This window comes from Ureibacillus sinduriensis BLB-1 = JCM 15800 (assembly GCF_000772955.1).
Classification (GTDB): Bacteria; Bacillota; Bacilli; order Bacillales_A; family Planococcaceae; genus Ureibacillus; species Ureibacillus sinduriensis.
The window spans coordinates 114,435-134,116 of record NZ_JPVO01000050.1 but is presented as its reverse complement, the minus strand read 5'-3'; the positions used below and the strand labels follow the sequence as shown (position 1 = coordinate 134,116).

At 38.3% G+C, this 19,682-nt stretch carries 21 protein-coding genes; 15 read left to right on the top strand and 6 right to left on the bottom strand.

Annotated features, from left to right (window positions below; genetic code table 11):
* Positions 1 to 4 precede the first annotated feature (4 nt).
* Positions 5 to 2,752 (bottom strand): M14 family zinc carboxypeptidase, encoded by a 2,748-nt coding sequence (locus CD33_RS19460; RefSeq protein WP_052130164.1) that lies wholly within the window; start codon positions 2,750 to 2,752, stop codon positions 5 to 7.
* 380 nt (positions 2,753 to 3,132) lie between these two features.
* Between CD33_RS19460 and CD33_RS10330 the strand changes: the two genes are divergently transcribed.
* Genes CD33_RS10330 through CD33_RS10315 form a run of 4 tightly spaced genes read left to right on the top strand, consistent with a single transcriptional unit; the run spans position 3,133 to position 6,555 of the window.
* Positions 3,133 to 4,314 carry a betaine/proline/choline family ABC transporter ATP-binding protein gene (locus CD33_RS10330; protein WP_036200591.1) on the top strand — a complete coding sequence of 394 codons (1,182 nt, stop codon included), beginning with the start codon at positions 3,133 to 3,135 and terminating at the stop codon, positions 4,312 to 4,314.
* A complete protein-coding gene (locus CD33_RS10325; protein ID WP_036200590.1) occupies positions 4,311 to 4,958 on the top strand; it encodes an ABC transporter permease in 648 nt (215 codons plus the stop codon). Before CD33_RS10330 ends, CD33_RS10325 begins: the two co-directional genes overlap by 4 nt.
* A complete protein-coding gene (locus CD33_RS10320; protein WP_036200589.1) occupies positions 4,955 to 5,866 on the top strand; it encodes an osmoprotectant ABC transporter substrate-binding protein in 912 nt (303 codons plus the stop codon). The genes CD33_RS10325 and CD33_RS10320 overlap by 4 nt, the downstream gene beginning before the upstream one ends.
* Positions 5,866 to 6,555, top strand: a complete 690-nt coding sequence (locus CD33_RS10315; protein ID WP_036200588.1) for an ABC transporter permease — start codon at positions 5,866 to 5,868, stop codon at positions 6,553 to 6,555. Before CD33_RS10320 ends, CD33_RS10315 begins: the two co-directional genes overlap by 1 nt.
* A 57-nt stretch (positions 6,556 to 6,612) precedes the next feature.
* Here CD33_RS10315 and CD33_RS10310 read toward each other — a convergent pair whose 3' ends face one another.
* Positions 6,613 to 7,467, bottom strand: a complete 855-nt coding sequence (locus tag CD33_RS10310) for a manganese catalase family protein (protein WP_036200587.1) — start codon at positions 7,465 to 7,467, stop codon at positions 6,613 to 6,615.
* 232 nt (positions 7,468 to 7,699) lie between these two features.
* Between CD33_RS10310 and corA the strand changes: the two genes are divergently transcribed.
* Positions 7,700 to 8,662 carry a magnesium/cobalt transporter CorA gene (gene corA / locus CD33_RS10305; protein WP_036200585.1) on the top strand — a complete coding sequence of 321 codons (963 nt, stop codon included), beginning with the start codon at positions 7,700 to 7,702 and terminating at the stop codon, positions 8,660 to 8,662.
* A gap of 17 nt (positions 8,663 to 8,679) precedes the next feature.
* Here corA and CD33_RS10300 read toward each other — a convergent pair whose 3' ends face one another.
* Positions 8,680 to 8,949 (bottom strand): YqhV family protein, encoded by a 270-nt coding sequence (locus CD33_RS10300; RefSeq protein ID WP_036200584.1) that lies wholly within the window; start codon positions 8,947 to 8,949, stop codon positions 8,680 to 8,682.
* 135 nt (positions 8,950 to 9,084) lie between these two features.
* A complete protein-coding gene (locus CD33_RS10295; protein ID WP_036200581.1) occupies positions 9,085 to 9,312 on the bottom strand; it encodes a hypothetical protein in 228 nt (75 codons plus the stop codon).
* A 176-nt stretch (positions 9,313 to 9,488) separates the two neighbouring features.
* Here CD33_RS10295 and CD33_RS10290 point away from each other — a divergent pair, with 176 nt between their 5' ends.
* Positions 9,489 to 9,989 carry a pyridoxamine 5'-phosphate oxidase family protein gene (locus CD33_RS10290; RefSeq protein ID WP_036200580.1) on the top strand — a complete coding sequence of 167 codons (501 nt, stop codon included), beginning with the start codon at positions 9,489 to 9,491 and terminating at the stop codon, positions 9,987 to 9,989.
* A 171-nt stretch (positions 9,990 to 10,160) separates the two neighbouring features.
* On the opposite strand, the gene CD33_RS10285 is transcribed toward CD33_RS10290, so the two are convergent.
* Entirely contained in the window at positions 10,161 to 11,270 is a 1,110-nt protein-coding gene (locus tag CD33_RS10285; protein ID WP_052130163.1) for an alpha/beta hydrolase, read from the bottom strand.
* Between the two features lie 155 nt (positions 11,271 to 11,425).
* Between CD33_RS10285 and CD33_RS10280 the strand changes: the two genes are divergently transcribed.
* Positions 11,426 to 12,655 carry an MDR family MFS transporter gene (locus tag CD33_RS10280; protein WP_036200579.1) on the top strand — a complete coding sequence of 410 codons (1,230 nt, stop codon included), beginning with the start codon at positions 11,426 to 11,428 and terminating at the stop codon, positions 12,653 to 12,655.
* 17 nt (positions 12,656 to 12,672) lie between these two features.
* Here the strand turns inward: CD33_RS10280 and CD33_RS10275 are convergent, their stop codons facing one another.
* Positions 12,673 to 12,975, bottom strand: a complete 303-nt coding sequence (locus tag CD33_RS10275; RefSeq protein ID WP_036200578.1) for a YunC family protein — start codon at positions 12,973 to 12,975, stop codon at positions 12,673 to 12,675.
* Between the two features lie 213 nt (positions 12,976 to 13,188).
* On the opposite strand from CD33_RS10275, the gene CD33_RS19860 reads away from it, so the two are divergent.
* The 8 genes from CD33_RS19860 to CD33_RS10240 all read left to right on the top strand — a co-directional run bounded on the left by CD33_RS19860 (position 13,189) and on the right by CD33_RS10240 (position 19,427).
* Positions 13,189 to 13,344: a YpzG family protein gene (locus CD33_RS19860; protein WP_084591316.1), complete on the top strand. Its 156-nt coding sequence runs from the start codon at positions 13,189 to 13,191 to the stop codon at positions 13,342 to 13,344.
* 145 nt (positions 13,345 to 13,489) lie between these two features.
* A complete protein-coding gene (locus tag CD33_RS10270) occupies positions 13,490 to 15,049 on the top strand; it encodes a BCCT family transporter (protein WP_036200577.1) in 1,560 nt (519 codons plus the stop codon).
* A gap of 354 nt (positions 15,050 to 15,403) precedes the next feature.
* Positions 15,404 to 15,955, top strand: a complete 552-nt coding sequence (locus CD33_RS10265) for a hypothetical protein (protein ID WP_036200663.1) — start codon at positions 15,404 to 15,406, stop codon at positions 15,953 to 15,955.
* A 142-nt stretch (positions 15,956 to 16,097) separates the two neighbouring features.
* Positions 16,098 to 17,354, top strand: coding sequence for a CYP152 family fatty-acid peroxygenase CypC (gene cypC, locus CD33_RS10260; RefSeq protein WP_036200575.1), 1,257 nt, complete (start codon positions 16,098 to 16,100; stop codon positions 17,352 to 17,354).
* A 99-nt stretch (positions 17,355 to 17,453) separates the two neighbouring features.
* Positions 17,454 to 17,939, top strand: coding sequence for a DinB family protein (locus CD33_RS10255; RefSeq protein WP_036200574.1), 486 nt, complete (start codon positions 17,454 to 17,456; stop codon positions 17,937 to 17,939).
* 16 nt (positions 17,940 to 17,955) lie between these two features.
* Entirely contained in the window at positions 17,956 to 18,474 is a 519-nt protein-coding gene (locus tag CD33_RS10250) for a YfiT family bacillithiol transferase (RefSeq protein ID WP_036200573.1), read from the top strand.
* 71 nt (positions 18,475 to 18,545) lie between these two features.
* On the top strand, positions 18,546 to 18,968 hold the full coding sequence (locus tag CD33_RS10245) for a VOC family protein (RefSeq protein ID WP_036200572.1): 423 nt from the start codon (positions 18,546 to 18,548) through the stop codon (positions 18,966 to 18,968).
* A gap of 15 nt (positions 18,969 to 18,983) precedes the next feature.
* A complete protein-coding gene (locus CD33_RS10240) occupies positions 18,984 to 19,427 on the top strand; it encodes a VOC family protein (RefSeq protein WP_036200571.1) in 444 nt (147 codons plus the stop codon).
* Positions 19,428 to 19,682: the final 255 nt, after the last annotated feature.

The window sequence follows — 19,682 nt, the reverse complement described above, 5'->3', positions numbered from 1 at the left end:
ACGTTTATCGTGAAGCTGCTTCTTTCGCGGCATGTAACCCAATGGTTCTATTTTTGTTCCAAATGGAGGTCCATTGGTTTAATGCCACAGGTATTTCACCTTGATACGTCGCAATTTCAATTGTGATTGCAGGGATACGTTTTTCTTTTATCATCCAAGCTGTGGAGTTCCCCGAGCCATATTTATAGTTATATGCGGCACCTTTCGGCTTAATAGGATTATATCCCGTTAAGTTGGCAATTTTATTGACAAGTTTGCGATCGCGTTCCAATTCACTGGCTGTTTGGACTCCGCCCCAGTAGATGATGCTGCCTGAGGAGTGATAGGAAAGATTTGTTTTGAATCTATGTTCATTTACAAACTCTACAAATGCTTGTGTTTCCGGTTCAGAGAATGCACTTGGACCTTTATAGTTTCGGTAGTTTTTTTTGGAAGGAATCTTGTCCCAACTTACGCCGCCAAAATTTTGATTCAAGTCTACTCCCCGACCATTGGCCTTCCAACTTTTAAATGATCCGTCTTTAGCGTATGCTTTCGCATAACTGATGTTTTTTGGATCCTTTAGTGCACTGATGCCTTGTTGAACGAGGGTAACGCCATCAGGATTCATCATCGGCAAGAACCAAATAGATACTTTATTTAAAGTATTTCTTACATCCCATCCGTTAAATACCGCATTGCGGTTAAATGAGAAACTATATGTATCTATCATTTCCAATAATACATTAGTGGTCATATGTTCGCGGGCATGGAAAGAAGCGTCCATTAATATTTCCTTATCGCCTGTTCCTACACGAAGACCATAGATGGCGCGCCCTTCAGCGGAATATCCAATAATTTCGCGTTCAGTAAATTCAGGGTACAGGAGTGATAATACTTCGATATAATAGGACATTTTCGAGTAAGAGACGGTTGATTTCCCATTAACAATGTCTTTATGATAAAGCTCTTCGAATTTTACTTGTGCGCTCTGTCCCATGAAATTGATAATGGCTCTTTTTTTGTCTTTTGAAATCCCCAGTAGGTCCACACCTTTAGCAGTGTATAGAGCACCAATATGATTCCCCGTTTCATCATAAACAGCAATGTTATTTTCTGTATATAAAGTAATAGGGAAAGAGGCATTTTGCTTGACTGTTAAAGTCGCCGATTTGTTTGTTGGAGCAGCCGCACTCTTCTCGACAGCATAAGTTATATTATCTTTTGTAAACAAATAATACTTTGAATTAGCTGAAGTTGGTTTAAAGGTAAAACCGCTTTTAAGTGTTCCAAAGGGATAGTAGTTATCTTTTACTTTTTTGTACAATATAGAACTTCCGATTGTCGATATTTCTTTGTTGGGGCCGAAGCCAGTTGCGTATTTAGCTGGTAAATACGCAACGGTACCACCGAAGAGAATACGATAATATTGCCCGGTTATACCGACTACGGTAAACCTTTGATTAGCCAGCCCATTTTTCACTAAAGGTGTTTTTGTGCTTGCATCCTTATATAAAATAAATCCTGCCTTTGTTGTAAGTGTGTCCTTACGCAAATTATCTGTTAAAGTAATGGAATCTTCAGTGAAAATTAAATCAGAATATTCAACATAGTAATGATAGTCCCCAATTGATATTAAAAAGAGATTAGTGTCCTCAGTTCTAGAAACTGTATAAACTGTGGATGTATTTGTATTGATGGCCAAGACTTGAGATTTGTTGGAATCAGCGTAAATTTTCGCATCGGATTTCAGTTGGACAGTGAAATCATCCATTGTCGAGAGAATAGGGACATATCCAACGGTTTGTCCAACTAAAACTTCATAGCTACTCCCATTAACTCCAACAATTCCTATTCTGTCAGATTGGGACAGAGACACTGCGGCGGTTGTAAGATTACTATCCGAGTAAATAGTGCTATTTTCTTTTAATTGGATGATTTCATTTCTAGTTGAAGCTTGTGATGCAGTCGTACGATCGGTTGTTGAAGTTAATGATTTATCGATTAAATATTGATGGTTCCCAATCGTCATCTTAACTTTAGTAGGGTCGGACGCCGGTTCGACTGTATAACTTGTATTGCTTTGATGGATTGTACCTGCAATTTCACCATCTGCAGAAAGCAAATTCCCATCTGCGATAATAGTGGCCGAATAACTGTTTTCTGTTGCTTGTGCTTGTTCAACTGCAGCTGAATCAATTGGTAGATAACCTGTTGTATTGCCTATATCAACAGTATACAGATGATTTTCCTTTTCAAGAACGTTTAATGACATTGTTCTTGTACTTGTAACCAAGGGAATCGTCATTTGGCTATCTTTAAAAATAGTGAATGTACCTTTCGCAGTTATCTTTTCAAGAACATGATTAGCACCATTCTCAGTGGCGCCAATCATTTCCACATCATTTTTATCGATTGATAAAGTGTCTTCTCCAATAATTAATTGGATTGTATTTTCAGAACTTGCGATACCACCGAGCTCTGCACCTTTGGTAATTGATATTTGGTTGTTTATGTAGTCTTGCTTAAACATAAAGAGATAAGTTTGACCAGTAATAAGATGATCGTATGTATTATTTTGCTCTGACACTTCTATGTTGGCAATATCTCCAATTGTCTGAGGATTATCTTCGGGCGAAGCATCTTCTTGTATGATTTGTTCCTCCGTATTAGCAAAAGCCGTATTTGGTAAGCCGGTTAATAGTGTATAACAGGTTAAGATAAATATGAGAAGCCAAGAAGGTATCTTTTTCGGTGCTCTCTTGTTATGCATTATATTCTATTCCTCCCTCTAATTATTAATCTAATAATATCTTAATATAGTATGAAATTTGAAACTTTTTTGAAAATATGCTTAGCAGCGCCAAATATATCAAAAAAATAACTAGAAATAACATAGCTCCATTGTGCCGCCCGCTCCGATTGATGGCTTATCTAATTCATTTATCCCCCCTTGTGCTTGAATTTTCCGTGCGTTTTCAAACTGGTTTATATAAAAAAATAGAGGGTAGTTAGTACTTGAAAGATAGATTGCTTGCTACATAATTTTATGGAGGAATGTCAATTTGCCGCTTTTATGCGCGAAAGTAAATCTTTCCCTTTGATTTGTACTTAAATCTGCGGATGATTGAAGGCGAGGAAGGAGATTAAAGCATGTTGAAAATAGAAAACTTAACTAAAATATACCGAGGCGGCAAAATCGCTGTTGATAAGCTAAATCTTGATATCCAAGAGGGAGAACTAATTGCATTCATTGGCACAAGTGGAAGTGGTAAAACGACCGCACTAAGGATGATAAACCGAATGGTCGAGCCTACAAGTGGGAGGATGACCTTGAACGGTAAGGACCTGACCAAGATGAATGCCGTTACTTTAAGGAGGAGTATCGGTTATGTCATACAGCAGATTGGTTTGATGCCACATATGACGATAAGAGAAAATATTACATTGGTTCCACAACTTTTGAAATGGCCGAAAGAGAAGAAGGACGAGACCGCTCGCCGTTTGATTGAAATGGTCAATTTACCAGAGTCTTACTTGGATTTGTACCCAGCCCAACTTTCAGGGGGGCAGCAGCAACGTATCGGTGTTTTGCGCGCTCTTGCTGCAAACCAAGACATCATATTGATGGATGAACCTTTTGGTGCGCTTGACCCGATTACCAGGGATACACTTCAAGATCTGATTAAAGATCTTCAACAGAGACTGAAAAAGACAATTATTTTCGTTACCCATGATATGGATGAAGCGATCAAACTAGCAGATCGAATCGCGATTATGCATGAAGGAAAATTAATTCAATTCGATACCCCAGATAATATATTAGCAGCCCCAGCTAATGATTTTGTTAAAGAATTTATCGGTTCCCATCGCCTCATTCAACAAAAACCGAATATTAAGACCGTTGATGAAGTAATGATAAAGCCTATCTCCATAACAATTGAAAAAAGTCTGGATGAAGCCATTCGTTTAATGGTGGAAAAACGGGTTGATACGCTATTTGTAACGGATGGCGATAATCGACTGCAAGGATATTTGGATGTGGAAAGCTTTACGGGTGCCCGTAAAACGAAGAGAAGTGTTTCAGAATGCTATGAAAAAGACATCTTCTACGTAAAAACTGGTTCCAAATTACAAGACTCTGTCCGAAGAATTTTAAAACGTAATTTAAAAAATATCCCTGTCGTTGATGAAGAACATCATTTAGTAGGATTAGTGACACGTGCAAATATTGTAGATATCGTTTATGACACAATTTGGGGGGATGAAGAACCGACAACTTCATCCGAAGGGCAAACCGTTTCTGATAGTTTTAGGGAGTTGATTAGCGGATGATGACCTTTTTCATTGAAAACAGCTCGGATATCCTTTTGAAGACTTGGGAGCATTTTTATATTTCTATGATTGCTTTAGCTTTAGGCGTGGTTTTTGCCGTCCCGATAGGAATCCTTTTATCAAAATCTAAATATATTTCGAAGGTTGCCTTAACTATTACGAGTGTTCTGCAAACTGTACCATCCTTAGCATTGCTGGCGATCATGATTCCATTATTTGGTGTTGGGAAGGTGCCAGCCGTAATTGCATTATGTATTTATTCATTATTGCCGATTTTAAATAATACGTTCATCGGCATGCGCTCGGTTAATGGAAATACGAAGGGTGCAGGGATTGCAATGGGTATGACAACCGTCCAGTCCATTGTATTAGTAGAGCTGCCGTTGGCGATTCCCGTCATTATGTCAGGTATCAGGCTATCCGCAGTTTATGTCATCTCCTGGGCAACGCTTGCTTCCTATATTGGTGCCGGTGGTTTAGGTGACTTTATTTTTAACGGTTTAAATTTATATCAAGCAGAATTTATTATTGGTGGTGCCATAATTGTTACTCTTTTGGCATTGCTTGCCGACTTTCTCTTATCCAAGCTGGAAAAATGGGTTACTCCGAAAGGATTAAGGATTGAAGGGGGTCATGCCGCATGAGAAGTATTCTGCTAGCGAGTGCCATTATTTTATCTTTACTAGTCAGTGGATGCTCATTCTCCAATAATAAAGAAGACAGCACAATAAAAATCGCTTCAGTTGTAACAACCGAAAGCCAAATATTGGCCTATATAATGAAATATATGATTGAACATTATACAGATGAAGAGGCAGAAATCATAAATAACCTGGGTACGGGTACGGTCGTCCATCAAGCGATGGTAAACGGGGATGCTAATATGTCTGCTGTCAGATATACCGGGACCGATGTTACAGGCCCATTGCAGGCTCAACCTATAAAAGATGCGGATAAGGCAATTGCATTTGTGCAGAAGGAGTTTAAAGAAGACTTTAATCAAACTTTCTTCGATTCATATGGGTTTGAAAATACGTATGCCTTTATGGTAACGAGGGAAACAGCAGAAAAATATAACTTAACATCAGTTAGTGATCTAGCCTCCGTAGCCGGTGAACTTGAAGCAGGTGTAGATACTTCCTGGATGAACCGTGAAGGGGATGGATATAAAGCGTTTGTCGAAGAATATGGGTTTGATTTTTCACGCACCTACCCAATGCAAATTGGCTTGGTTTATGATGCGGTAGATTCCGGCGAGCTAGATGTAGTCCTCGGTTATACAACGGATGGACGTATTGCATCTTATGATTTAGTCGTATTAGAAGACGATTTAAATTTTTTCCCCCCTTATGATGCAAGTCCATTTGCTGATAATGAACTACTAGAGGAAAAACCGGAAGTCAAGGATGCAGTGGAACGATTAATCGGAACAATCTCTACTGAAACAATGCAGGAATTAAACTTTTTGGCGGACAATAATTTAATCGAACCTGCTGTAGTGGCGGAACAATTCTTGAAAGAACACAAATACTTCTCAGGAGGTGGGGAGTAATGCAGGATATGTCCCAAATGTCTGCAACAGATCAGTTTATCTTCTATATGCAGGAAAATGGCTTGTACGTTTTTAATCAGTTTCTTGATCACTTCTTAATCTCGATATATGGTGTACTACTGGCGGCCCTGGTTGGAATTCCGATAGGCATCTTTATTTCGAAGTATGGAAAAGCCTCTAACGTTGTAATTACATTGGCTAATATTATACAAACGATACCCGCTTTAGCATTAATGGCGATCTTAATGCTTGTTTTAGGATTAGGAAAAACAACTGTTATTGTAACGGTTTTTTTCTACTCGTTACTTCCCATTATAAAAAATACCTATGTTGGTATTACAACGATCAATAAAGGTGTAACAGATGCAGGGCGAGGTATGGGGATGACGAAGACACAAGTGTTATATATGATTGAGTTGCCCTTATCGCTCTCGGTGATGATTACAGGAATCCGTATTGCCCTTGTCATTGCCATTGGTATTACAGCTATCGGGGCATTTATTGGTGCTGGAGGTTTAGGCGACATTATTATCCGGGGTACAAATGCAACGGATCGAACAGCGATTATTATGGCCGGTGCTCTGCCGACAGCTTTGATGGCTATTTTATCGGATATATTACTAGGAGCCATAGAGCGTCAATTAGACCCGGTAAAACGTCAACAAAAAAAGGTAATCTCGCCGATGTGAGATAAAAGTGCAGTATGTGTGCTAGTCTCTATGGAAAAATAGAGACTAGCACTTGTTTTAATTACTTAAATCGGATAATCCTGGGCTGTGTTCGTTTGGCATTTCAGGCAATTCAGGAATTGGGTGAGGTGCCGGCGGATCAACTACACGCAGTTCGCCATCGTTGCGGCTAGGTGATTGGCCAGTGAAGATTTCCCCTACACGATGGTCATCCAATCGGAAGTTAAAGAATGCATTATGGAAGCCCATATCAATATATTTTTGGCATTCCGGATACTTGGTAATGTCATAATTCGGTACAGGGAATAATTTTGCCCATTCCACTCCCAGTGTTTCAAGAGCTTTGGCGAAAGCGTTTTGATGGGCATTATCACGAACAATTAAAAAGGCTAGCGTTTCCCTGAGTGTTTTATTTGAGCTCATTTCATAAATTCTTGTTTTTTGAAGAACGCCAGTCGACTCAAGTACGAGGTTGTCTAATAAATCAGCCACTAAATTTCCATGACTGTAAACATAATTCCCCATCCAAGGGTTCCCGGCTGCATCAACTGGCAATGAGCTTTGGGCACCCATGATGAAGTGATGCGGATTTGCGTGTTTTATCGCCTCATCTAGTGGGGCCTGATCAATCCCGGCATTGCCGACACCAGAATCCCCGGCACCATTCAATAATTGATTGATAGTAGTCTGAACAAGCTCAACATGACTGATCTCTTCAAGAAAAATACCACGAATTAAATCCCGGTATGGCTTTGCTTTGCCTCGGAAATTGGCACTTTGAAATGAGAATTGCATCATTGTACGCATTTCTCCAAAACGTCCACCAAGGGTTTCTTGCAAAACCTTTGCAGCAGCAGGATCTGGTTTATCTGGAACAATCATATTAATTAAATCTTCTTTATAGAAATACACGAATTTCCCTCCCTAGAAAGTAGTTTGCCTCATAGAAAGTATTCGTAAGATTTTCGATTCTATTCAGCATAAAAATTGAAGGCAAACAGCAGGGAATAGAAATTGCCATTGGCTACGACTAATAATGGGCACGCAGTTACATACTTCTATTACTTCAAACGAAAGTTTGCTTAGCTTTGCAAAAGGGAATTCCTTTTATAACATATGTTTAAATTCGAGAGGGTTAAGTCTTATGATCAATATATTAGGTATTACACCTGACAATCACTTAGAAAAGAATATTGCGATTAATCAAGCGGTATTGTCGGATTATAAATGGTTTTGGGTGGACTTTAGCGAGCCAACGGAAGAGGAAATCCAGCATCTTGCGGATACTTTCCATTTTCATCCTCTTGCGATCGAGGACTGTGTACTTGAATTTCAGCGCCCTAAATTGGATTATTATAAAAGCTATACATTTTATGTAACCCATCTCCTCCGGGAAGAAAACGAGAGTATCTACAAGGATGAATTAGATTTTTTTGTAGGGGAAAGCTGTATTGTTACATTCCATAAGCTGCCTTCGGAAGAGGTTTCAAAAGTCTGGAATCGATTTTTATCCCAAGATTCAATAACTGGCTGGGATCCATATTATATTTTTTATGAAATACTGGATAAAATCGTAGATAATTACTTTCCGTTGATTTATAAAATCGAAGATGAGCTGGAAAGAATGATTGAAAATACGAACAAGAAATCGATGAATCATCTGATGAATGAATTATTTGAGACGAGAAATATGCTATTGAACCTATTGCATTCAGTCAATCCTATGAGGGATTTACTTTACCGCATGCTGAATTCCCACCATTTGAATGTCAACCGCATTAGCGAGAGAAGGGAATACTTTTCAGATATTTATGATCATCTGTTGAAATTATCGGAAATGGTCATGACAAATCGGGAAGTCACTGCAGATATAAGAGATAGTTATCTCTCGTTAAACTCACATCAAACAAATAATGTCATGAAACTACTTACCATCATTACATCAATCTTTGCGCCTTTAACCTTCATAGCCGGAATTTATGGCATGAATTTCGAGCATATGCCCGAGCTTTCATGGAAGTTTGGGTATCTGTTCTCGCTGGTGTTGATGGTGATCATCGGTATTATTATGTTGCTTTGGTTCAGAAGGAAAGGCTGGTTTAAATAAGGTTGGATGGAGCATAATCATTTCATCTTCAAGCTTAATAAAATCAACAATATTCCTCCGAACAGGCAAAGTATTTTTTGGAAGGAGATTTTATCGCCCAATCCAGCAACTCCCAAACCGGTCGTAATGATAAGAACACATGGACCAACCAAGGCGAGCATGGAATTAAGGGCAAGTGCCTTTTCCAAATCCTGCGTCTTATACATTAAGCCAGCTACTGTCAACTCTATACTTCCGGAAATTAGCCGCAATACCACCATATAAAGTAATGCAGATGCCACATACATCTTCCTTTCGATTTGATAAGTAAGTTTATGCTTGTCCGGTATCGATTATTTAAGCAAAAGTCAGACACGAACATTGCTTATTTGAAAATATAAAGAGTCGCTCCTTAGATGGAGCGACTCTTTTATATACGGAAATTATAATTTATTGATTACACCGTGAAGCGTTTCATTTAGCTCCTCATCGTACTTAGCTAGTTCGATAAGATTTGCTAAACGTTCACGTAAAATATGACGTTCGATAACTAATTTTTCATCTAGTACACTTACTAATAATTCAATAATTAAGTTATTACGAATAGCCAATGCTTCACTTTCGCGTTCTGGACTAATCTTGGCATTTGGTTTTAAAACTGAATTACCCATTGTCAATTCCCCCTCATGTATTCGCTTGTTCGATTTGATTTTATCACATAATCGTTCATTTATAAATGTTGGGAAGGTTTGTTTTTGTCACTAACTTAAAAGAAGGAGTTTAAAAGAGTATTTAGAATATATATTTAAGGGCGATTATATGCTTTTTAGTAAAGGGGAGATAGAAGTTGAGGGGAACGATTCATAACAAAAAAAGAGAAGTAACGGAAGAAGAAGCATACGAATTTCTGAAATATGCACAAGTTGCTCATGTTGCAACCATCAGTCAAGATGGGTATCCTTATGTGATTCCTTTTGTGTATGTATACGAAGGTGGTTCAAAACTTTATATACATATTGGAAACTTGCGGGAAAGTCACTTTTGGGAAAATGTCAAAGCAAACGACAAAACGAGTATTGAGGTATGCGAGATGGGGGATATTGTACCGGGTAAAAAATATGCATGCCAATCGGCTTTAGGTTATACAAGTGTTGTTGTATTCGGGACAGTTCAACATATCGAGGAAGTCGAGAAAAAAGAGTGGTTTTATGATCGTCTATGGAAAAAATACGGCGATCCAAACTGGACTTTTGAAAAGGATGGCTATCCTGCATTACCGAAAACGGAATTGTTTGAGGTCGAAATTGAAAAAATCACCGGGAAGTTTAGTGATGCTATAAGCCATTAGCAACTACGAATGAAGCTCGGAACAGAAGTAGAAATCATTAGAACGAAGGAAGATTTTTAATAACCAATTTGAAAATCGATGGAGTAATCAATTTTTTGGTATATCAACAAAAGACCATTTCCCCACTGGGGAAAATGGTCTTTTGCATTTTTGTTTTGTAGCAGCTCATGATTAGGATGGTTTATCTGAGGTTGTTTTGATTTCCTTAAATCTTTTCGTACGATAAGGATTTTTTCGTTCGGGGTACATAATTTTATCTATAAAGTTCAGGCTTTCATCCACGTTTTCCATAGTCTTCAACTGGTCATCCCCATGTTTTGCGTTAACGTGAAGTTTCAATGCGGCTTGTTTTTTCTGTGTGATCTGATTAATTTTTTTTGCAAATTCGACAGATTGCTCAAACGGAACGACTTGATCGTTTGTGCCATGAATCATGAAAATCGGGGGAAAGTTTTTATTAATATTATAAATTGGACTGGCAACCTTTGCTTCTTCTGCCTTGTCCCGAACATTGTAACCCATCAGCTTGTTTGCTATATCAATGCTGGCATCTGGCAATTTGGAAACATCCGAAATCCCGTACCAGGATACCACCCCTTGTACTTCGGATGAAGCGCTGGAGTTACCCATAGAGAGGTCCTCCATTTCTTCCATCCCATTTGTAGCTGCAAGCATACTAGCTAAATGTCCTCCCGCGGAATTTCCCCAAACTACGATATTGCGTGTGTCTAATCGATATTGTTTTGCATTGGCGCGTATAAAACGGACGGCAGCTTTTACATCATGAAGTTGAGCCGGCCATTTCGCCTCGCCTGATAGTCGATAACCTACATTTATCACTGCATAACCTTGCTGAGTGGCCATCTGGACTAATTTCAAAGATGCTGATTTACGATTACCGTTTGACCAACCACCACCATGGAGGGCCACTATTACTTTATGTGGAGGATTTCCGATCCATGGATAAACAATATCGAGTTGTTGCCGGTCGTTTTGTGTATCAGTGTAAGGAAGATCAAGAGCTGTTTTCCTAAATTGTTCCATATCAAGATATTGCGTTGGCCCTTTAATAGCTTCCTCGATATCGAATTCGTCTTCATTGCCAGTTTTCAGGTTCTCCTTTAATCGATCCAGAAGCTGTTCATCTACTTCGCCTGTAATTGTTATATCTACATTTGATGATTCCGATTTTACTTGAGGTTCTTGGGCCAGTGTGGGTGCAGTATTGCCTAAACAAAAGAAAAGCATAAAACAAATTATGATTTCAAGTACTGTTTTCAAAGTTTCACCCCGCTTTGGATCAGTATTGCTGTTGGTTTATTTTATCCATTATGATAATGGCTATACTTAGAGGAGTAGATGTATGTATTTACAAAATTTACTATTACAAACCCGTGGATTCTGCTATAAATGAAGTAGATAGGGGGATCTACATCATGAAATGGAAGGACTATCCTCAAAATGTAAAAGTGAGATTATTGACATCATTCTTTAACCGGGCTCTTTCAGCTGCCGTATTGCCATTTATGGCGTTATTTTTCGCACAGGAATGGAATAAAGTGTCTGCTGGCACCTTTTTAGTATTAACTGTTGGCATCAGTTTCATCTTCAATTTAGTAGGTGGCTATGTGGCTGATCGTTTTAGCCGCAAGAAGCTCCTATTGGTATCATCTTTCTTTACGGCGGTAATGTTCTTGTTGATGACGGTAAGCTTGCTGCCGGAACATAACATTGTCCTGTTGTTTGCATTTGCTTATATTGTGTTCACCATGACAAGTAGTCTTGAGTACCCGGCAATGGATGCGCTTATAATCGATTCCACAACTCCCGAGAATAGGAAATCAATTTACACAGCCGACTATTGGCTGCACAATCTATCCATGGCGATCGGAACGGCAATCGGTGGACTTTTGTATGTAAGCCACCAGATTGAATTATTTGCGGTCCTCACATTTATATCTATCGGTATTTTCATTGTATATGCGCGTTGGCTCACTGACATCAAACGACCTTACCTCAAACAAGAGCATAGAAATGCAATGAAAGATATTATACATAACTATAAAATGGCCTTGCGTGATCGATCATTTGTTATATTGGTAGTTGGATTAATGTGCATTAATGCAGCTGAATTGACATTAAACAATTATATTGCCGTCCGATTGGCAGAAGATTTTGAGCCGATTTTCATCGGTGATTTCCAGATTGCCGGGATTAGAATGCTTAGTATTCTAAATGTCGAGAACATGTTGCTCGTCGTACTGCTTACCTTTTTTGTTAGCCGCTTAACGGATCGGTTCGATAAAAGAAAGATCATTTTTGTTGGACTGATTGTTTATGGGGCGGGTTATGTCGTCGTTACATCCGCAAATCCTTGGAACATTCTAATATTTTTCAATTTTGTTGCAACCATCGGGGAATTAATCTACTCTCCAATTGTAAGTGCTGAGCAGGCTAGCATGATGCCGGAAGATAAAAGGGGATCTTATGCGGCTTTTGCCAATTTAGGTTATACAGGAGGGGACCTAATTGCGCGATCCAGCATTATTATTGGGGCTTTTCTATTACCAATCCAAATGTCTATTTATATTGGCGCAGTGATAACGATTGGTATTTTATTTGTGCATAAAGGGCTTCTGAAAACGAAAGTGACCCAAGAAAAATAATTTCTTGGGCTTTTTTTTTAAATCATCATCATTAAAGCGTCTTCACCGATTGTTCCTTTTACAATGCCCAGTTTTTCTGCTTCATGAGTAACAGATTCTAAAGGTGCTTTTAGTAGATCATCAATGGTTTTTACACCTACTGCACGACCTGCTATAATTTTGCGGTCGGCTAATTTACTATTCAACAATCCAACATCCAACGCCCCGCACATAATGTACCCGTTTTCGTTCGAAACAGTTAAAAGTGTTGTTTTTGGTAACCGTACAGTAACAGCAGTAAACATGTGTCCGTTTATTTCGAGTGGTTCTATCGAAACCATATTTATCGCCCCTTTCCTTTATAAAATATGGAAGGGTGAAAAAAGTGTTCCCATATAGAATGAATAATTAAATGGAGCGGAGAACTTTTATTGAGCAAAGGAATTTCTGTATAGTTTGTAAACTTAAAGAATGGGCGCATGATTTGATGAAAGTGTATCATACTAATTTTGATTTTACTGATAAATCTACTAACTTGAACAGGGGTGTGACCGATGGGAAAAAAGGGAATACTTGATCCTAATTCTTCAAAGAATCACCGCAACTGGGCTAAGCCGAAGTTCCATAAATCTCAAATGAATGGAGAAACAAAGATTCCGCTCCAGACCCAAGTTTTGAGAACGGCCGCTAAAGCTAATAGATTTATGTAAATCAAAGGTCCGGATAATTCCGGACTTTTATATTATGTATGTTCTTTTACAAAAACCTTCGCCATTAATTAAGGTTTTTATTGGAGCGATCTCGGGTAGCGGATTGAGAGTAGGAGTTTTCATTGATGAGGAGATGTTTTTTTCTATGAAAGAAATAGTAAAAAACCCGGTGTTTTCGGTTTCAGCTTTAATCATATTAGTGTTGGTATTGCTAGGCGGTTTGTTTCCGGTCCGGTTTGGAGAAATCGCTAGTGCAGTATTTGATATGACTACTCGAAATTTCTCCTGGTTTTATTTACTTTCGGTTTTTTTTATTATTCTCTTTTTGCTTTCTTTGGCAATTAGTAAATTTGGAACAATTCGACTTGGTGGAAATGAAGCCAAACCTGAATTCTCATTTGTTACTTGGATTTCGATGCTGTTTTCAGCGGGACTTGGAGTAGGATTGGTTTTCTGGGGAGTGGCAGAGCCAATGAGCCATTTTTTCACTACACCAACAGATAAAGTGCAACCATTAACAACTGACGCAGCAAGGCTCGCCATGGGCTATTCATTCTTCCATTGGGGAATCAGCCAATGGTCTGTCTATGCCTTGATGGGACTAATAATGTGTTATATGCAATTTAATAAAAAGAAAGATTTGCTTATATCCACCTCATTAGAGCCAATTACCGGTCCTAAAAAAGGGATAAAAAATCTCGTTGATATCTTTGCTGTTATCGCTACTGTCATGGGAGTGGCAACTTCGATAGGATTAGGAGTGCTGCAAACAAACGGCGGTTTAAATGCAGTTTTCGGTTTGCCGAACAATTTTTTAGTGCAGCTCATAATTATTGCCATAATGTTCATTGGTTACATGCTATCCTCTACTACCGGTTTACAAAAGGGCATCAAGATTCTAAGCAATGTGAATATGGCTTTAGCTTTACTTTTGCTGGCCTTTGTATTTATTATGGGGCCGACAGTATTTATCTTGGAGACATTCACGTTGGCGATAGGTGATTATATTACACATTTTGTTGAATATAGCCTGCGCCTGCAGCCATATAAAGAAGATACATGGGTAAAGGATTGGACTGTATTTTATTGGGCATGGGCCATTTCTTGGTCACCATTTGTCGGAGCTTTTATAGCGAGGGTATCAAAGGGCAGAACAGTGCGCGAGTTTATATACGGTGTATTAATCGTTCCACCAGTAATCTCATGCTTTTGGATTGCAACTTTTGGGGGGACTGCACTTTGGTATGACTTACACAAAAATACCAATATCGCTGAATTGGTAAATGAGGACGTTACCAGTGCCTTGTTCCAGATGTTGAATAACTTGCCACTATCCATGGTAATATCAGCAATCGGTATTATACTGATTTTTACTTTCCTAATCACATCGGCAGACTCAGCCACATTTATAATGGCCAGCATGACTTCAAACGGAGCGATGAATCCGGCAGTTATTACAAAATTAATTTGGGGAGTTTTAATGGCTGCTATTTGTGGAGTTTTAATTTATGCTGGGGGCTTGGATGCTTTGCAAACAGCCGCCTTGGTTGCTGCTTTACCTTTCACTTTCATTATATTGCTGCTTGCCATCACACTGTGGAAAATGCTAAGGACAGAAATGATTCCTATCAAGAAGCACGAAATAAAAAGATTGAAGAAGATGCGGGAACATATTGAGCGTGAGAACCAACAAAAGAAAAAGTGAAATGGATAAGATGCTTAATTACAACTTAGCTTTATATAGATGAAACCCGAAGAGACTTAATTGTTTCTTCGGGTTATTATTTGTGGATTGAAGCCTAATCTTGAGGAGGAAAACGTTAAATGAGAAGTAGCTAGTTCTATTTTCCGAAGTAATTACATAAGAACAAGTATGTAAAAGTGCACCTATTATGCATTAGTTTTGATAAACAACATAACTCTTCATAAAGATGATAATAGCATTGAAACTACGTCTTAGGTCTGATGCTGAAATATTTCTTCAGTCGGTTATCAGGTGAGAGTCGATATTTTATTATTGGTAGTAAGATATGAACGAAGGGGTAACAGGGTGGAAAGAATGAAAGTTTATTTATTACTGACTGATACAGGCACAATGTTTACAAGAATGATTAAGCTTTATACAAGAAAGCCTTATAACCATGCATCGATTGTATTTGATGAGCATTTCAACGAAGTTTATAGTTTCGGGCGTAAGAGACCACGGAATCCTTTTATTGGTGGGTTTGTCAATGAAGATTTAAGACAGGACTTATTTAAAAATGCAAGATGTGCAATCTATAGTTTTGATGCAACAGCTACGCAAATCGAAAAAATGAAAGCATTTATTAAAAAAATTGAAACAGAAAAGCACCTCTATCGATATAACCTTTTAGGACTCATAACGTTTATTATAAATAAACCGTATCACAGGAAGCATGCCTTCTTTTGTTCGGAATTTGTTGCACAAGTACTGGATGAAGGCGGCATAAGCCGTTTCGAGAAGCCTATTTCTCTTGTGTCCCCCAATGATCTGCAATTGTTGAAAAACCTTCAATTAGAATTCGAAGGACAATTGGCAGACCTATTGGTAAGGGATTCCTCCAAAGGGGTTCTTCCCGTAATTTATTAATTATATAATCATGCACCAAACACCAAAATGTTCTTAAATTGCATTTTGGTGTTTTTTGATTACGTTTAATGTCATAGGGGTAAGTATAATCACAACAGGTTTAGAAAGACTAAAAAAGTGAACGGAAAATGAGGTGACAATAATGGAAAATCAAATGCCGAGAGAAGAAGGAATCGATCATAGTATAGGCCTTTTAAAGGAAGGCTATCATTTTATTCTAAATAGAAGTGAGAAACTTCGATCCAACGTCTTTGAGACACGTATTTTAGGAAAAAAGGCCATTTGCATGTTAGGGGAGGAAGCCGCCCAAATTTTCTATGATCCCCAGAAGTTTCAAAGGAAAGATGCTGCACCTAATCGACTTGTCCAAACCCTTTTTGGAAAAAATAGTGTGCAAACCTTGGACGATGAAGAACATCGTAATCGAAAAGAAATGCTTATGTCCGTTATGACGGAAGAACAGTTAAGTCATTTATTTGAGTTAATACAGATGCAATGGGAACAATCCATCGATAAGTGGAGCAAAATGGATAGCATCGTCTTTTATGAGGAAGTAAAAGAATTGCTTTGTATTGTGGCATTTAAATGGATAGGCTATCCTTTGCATGAAGATGATGTGAAGAAAATGACAAAAGAGCTGGCTTCCATGTTCGAAACAGCGGCAGCAATCGGTCCTGCACATTGGGTGGGTAGAACCTTTCGCAACAACTGTGAAAAAACAATTCATCAACTAATCCAGGATACACGGGATGGGAAAATCAAGTTCCCCCAAAGTACAGTACTTCATCAATTTTCATTTCACAAAGATTCACAAGGAAATCTTTTGGATGTTGAGACGGTGGCAGTTGAAATTATAAACATGCTAAGGCCAATTGTAGCTATTTCAATCTATATTAATTTCTCTCTTTTGGCGCTTCTTGAATTCCCTGAAGAAAAAGAGAAACTTCGGTCTTATAAGGACTATTCCAAAATGTTCGTCCAGGAGGTCAGAAGATTTTATCCGTTCTTCCCTTTTATCGCTGCGAAAGTAAAAACTGATTTCACCTGGAATGGATACGAGTTTAAAGAAGGTACGTTAACGCTGTTAGATCTATACGGCACGAACCATGATCCAGTGAAATGGGAAGACCCACAAAAATTCAACCCTGAACGGTTTACCTATTGGCAAGGAAGTCCATTTAGTTTTATCCCTCAAGGGGGAGGGGATTATTATTTAGGACACCGATGTGCGGGTGAACAGATTACTGTGGACGTAATGAAATTGAGCCTGGATTATTTGGTTAATCGAATGGAATACAAGGTGCCGAAACAAGATTTAAGCTTTGAAATAGATGATATCCCCAGCATTCCTAAAAGCAAAATAATTCTTGAACAAATAATAAGAAGCCGAGGTCATTAAATGATTTCGGTTTTTTTCTATACATATTAGATTAAAGAAGGGATTTTTGATTTTCTATAGAAAACTAGTAACAAAGAAAACCTATAGGAGCTGAAATTCTTGCATCAAAATAAGGAAGAAGTCTTAATGCATTTTGAGAATTCGGTAGACTGGGTGAAGAATTTAGAAAATTTGACAGAAGAACAATGGCGGACACCAATTGCGCAAGGGAAATGGACAATCGCGGAAGTCGTCGGCCATTTCGAGGCTTGGGATCGGTTTCTTTTAAATGAACGCCTTCCCTATTTAATTGAAGGTGCCATTCTTCCCAAAGGTCCCGAAACAGAGCAGCTAAATCGTCAGTCTTCTATTAAGAGTAAAGTAAAGACAAAGGGGGAAATCATTAAAGGGTTTATTGCTGCAAGAAGAAGCTTGATTATTGTTATTAATAATATTGAAGATGAACTATGGGCACAAGAAATTAAAGTAAATCAAACGACATTGACGCTAACAGCTTATTTAAAAGGATTTGTTGAACATGATGAGCATCATTTCAGTCAAATACAGGAAATTTTGAAAAGCCTGGGGGGTCATTGTAAACGGTAATATGAGGTGAAAGAGAATGGATGAAAGATACCCAATCGGAAAATTTAAAGAACCTGACTTTCTGACGGATGAATTAGTAACTGAATGGATTCAAAGTATTTCAACGTACCCTCAAAGTTTAACGGAAATAGCAGGGTCCTTGAATGATGAAGAACAGCAGCTTACATACAGGGAAGGTGCATGGACAATTAAACAACTTGTGCATCATATTGCGGATGCCCAAATAAATGTATATACGCGCATTAAACTGGCATTAACGGAGGACAATCCACAGATAAAACCATTTGAAGAAAATTCCTGGGCAACTCTTGCAGATTGCAGCCTCCCAATCATCACGTCCTTACAAATCATAGAAGGACTTCATGCGCGGTTGGCGTATTTATTTGAAAAGTTAACAAAGGACCAATTAGAACGGAAGTATACGCATCTGGAAACGGGTGTACAAACTATACTCTCCACATTGGCTTTTAGTACTTGGCACGTCAATCATCATCTTGCACATATTCAAAATGCTTTGGCAACTAGAACTACATAAATGGAAGACCTCAATTCGAAAATATCATTGTTTTCAAATTGGGGTTTATTTTATGGGAGGGAAGAAATTCAATGAACATCGATTTAATAAGGGTCGGCACAATTTACATACCGGTCAAGGAAGTAGAAGCAGCAACCGACTGGTATGTGGAAAAACTGGGTGCTGCCGTATCTTATATGGATAACATGAAAGCGATTCTAAACTTTGCCGATTTAAGCTTCTTTCTCGTGCATTCTCCGCCGAGTGAAAGTGCCAATTTTCTTGACATCAACGGTGAGGATCGATTTTCGATAACATTTGAAGTGGATGGATTAGCAGCACTCTATGAACTTTATGCCGATTTTGGCAGAAAAAAAATAAAAGTCGGGGAAATCGAAGATCGGGGACATGCTGGGAAAAACTTCATTTTCCAGGACCTCGATGGCAATAAATTTGATGTTTGGAGCGAATTGAGTCCTAAGTATAAAGAGAGGCATACTATTAATAATGTATAGGGGGATCACTAAACAATGAACCGTTTAAATTTACTTACTTTAGGTGTGAAAGATATGCGAGCATCCCTTCAATTTTACAGGGAGGGGCTAGGCTTCGATGTAGTGGTTTATGGCGAAGAATCCAATCCGGATGTCATATTTTTTAATAATAATGGCACTAAAATATCTTTGTTTCCAATCGAACGGTTAGCAAAGGACATTAATGAACATGAACCCCCTAATATAGGAACAGGTTTCGGTGGTTTTACATTAGCTTATAATGGAAAGTCCAAAGATGAAGTGGATGAAGTATTTTCGCAGGCCGAAAAAGCAGGGGCGAAAATTATCAAAGAACCAGAAACAGTATTCTGGGGAGGGTATAGCGGCTATTTTCAGGACCCAAATGGCTATTATTGGGAAGTTGCTTTCGGTGAAATGTGGGAATTTGACAGTAATGACATGCTGGTTATAAAAAGATAGTAGGTTCATTTTCAATAACAGACAATCATGATATAATTCATGTCAAATGAAGAGAAGGGAAGATGGGTGGCCGATGATTAAATAATCTTATTTTTATTTTTGAAATGAAATTCAAGAATCTAAAATAGGATTAGTCTGCCCATTTTTCCATAAACGTTCAACAACTGTATGGCTCAAAATTAGCTTTTACGATATCGATAAATGATTACGTGAGTATCTATTATCGATATCCATTCGGTTGTTCGTATGCAAGTA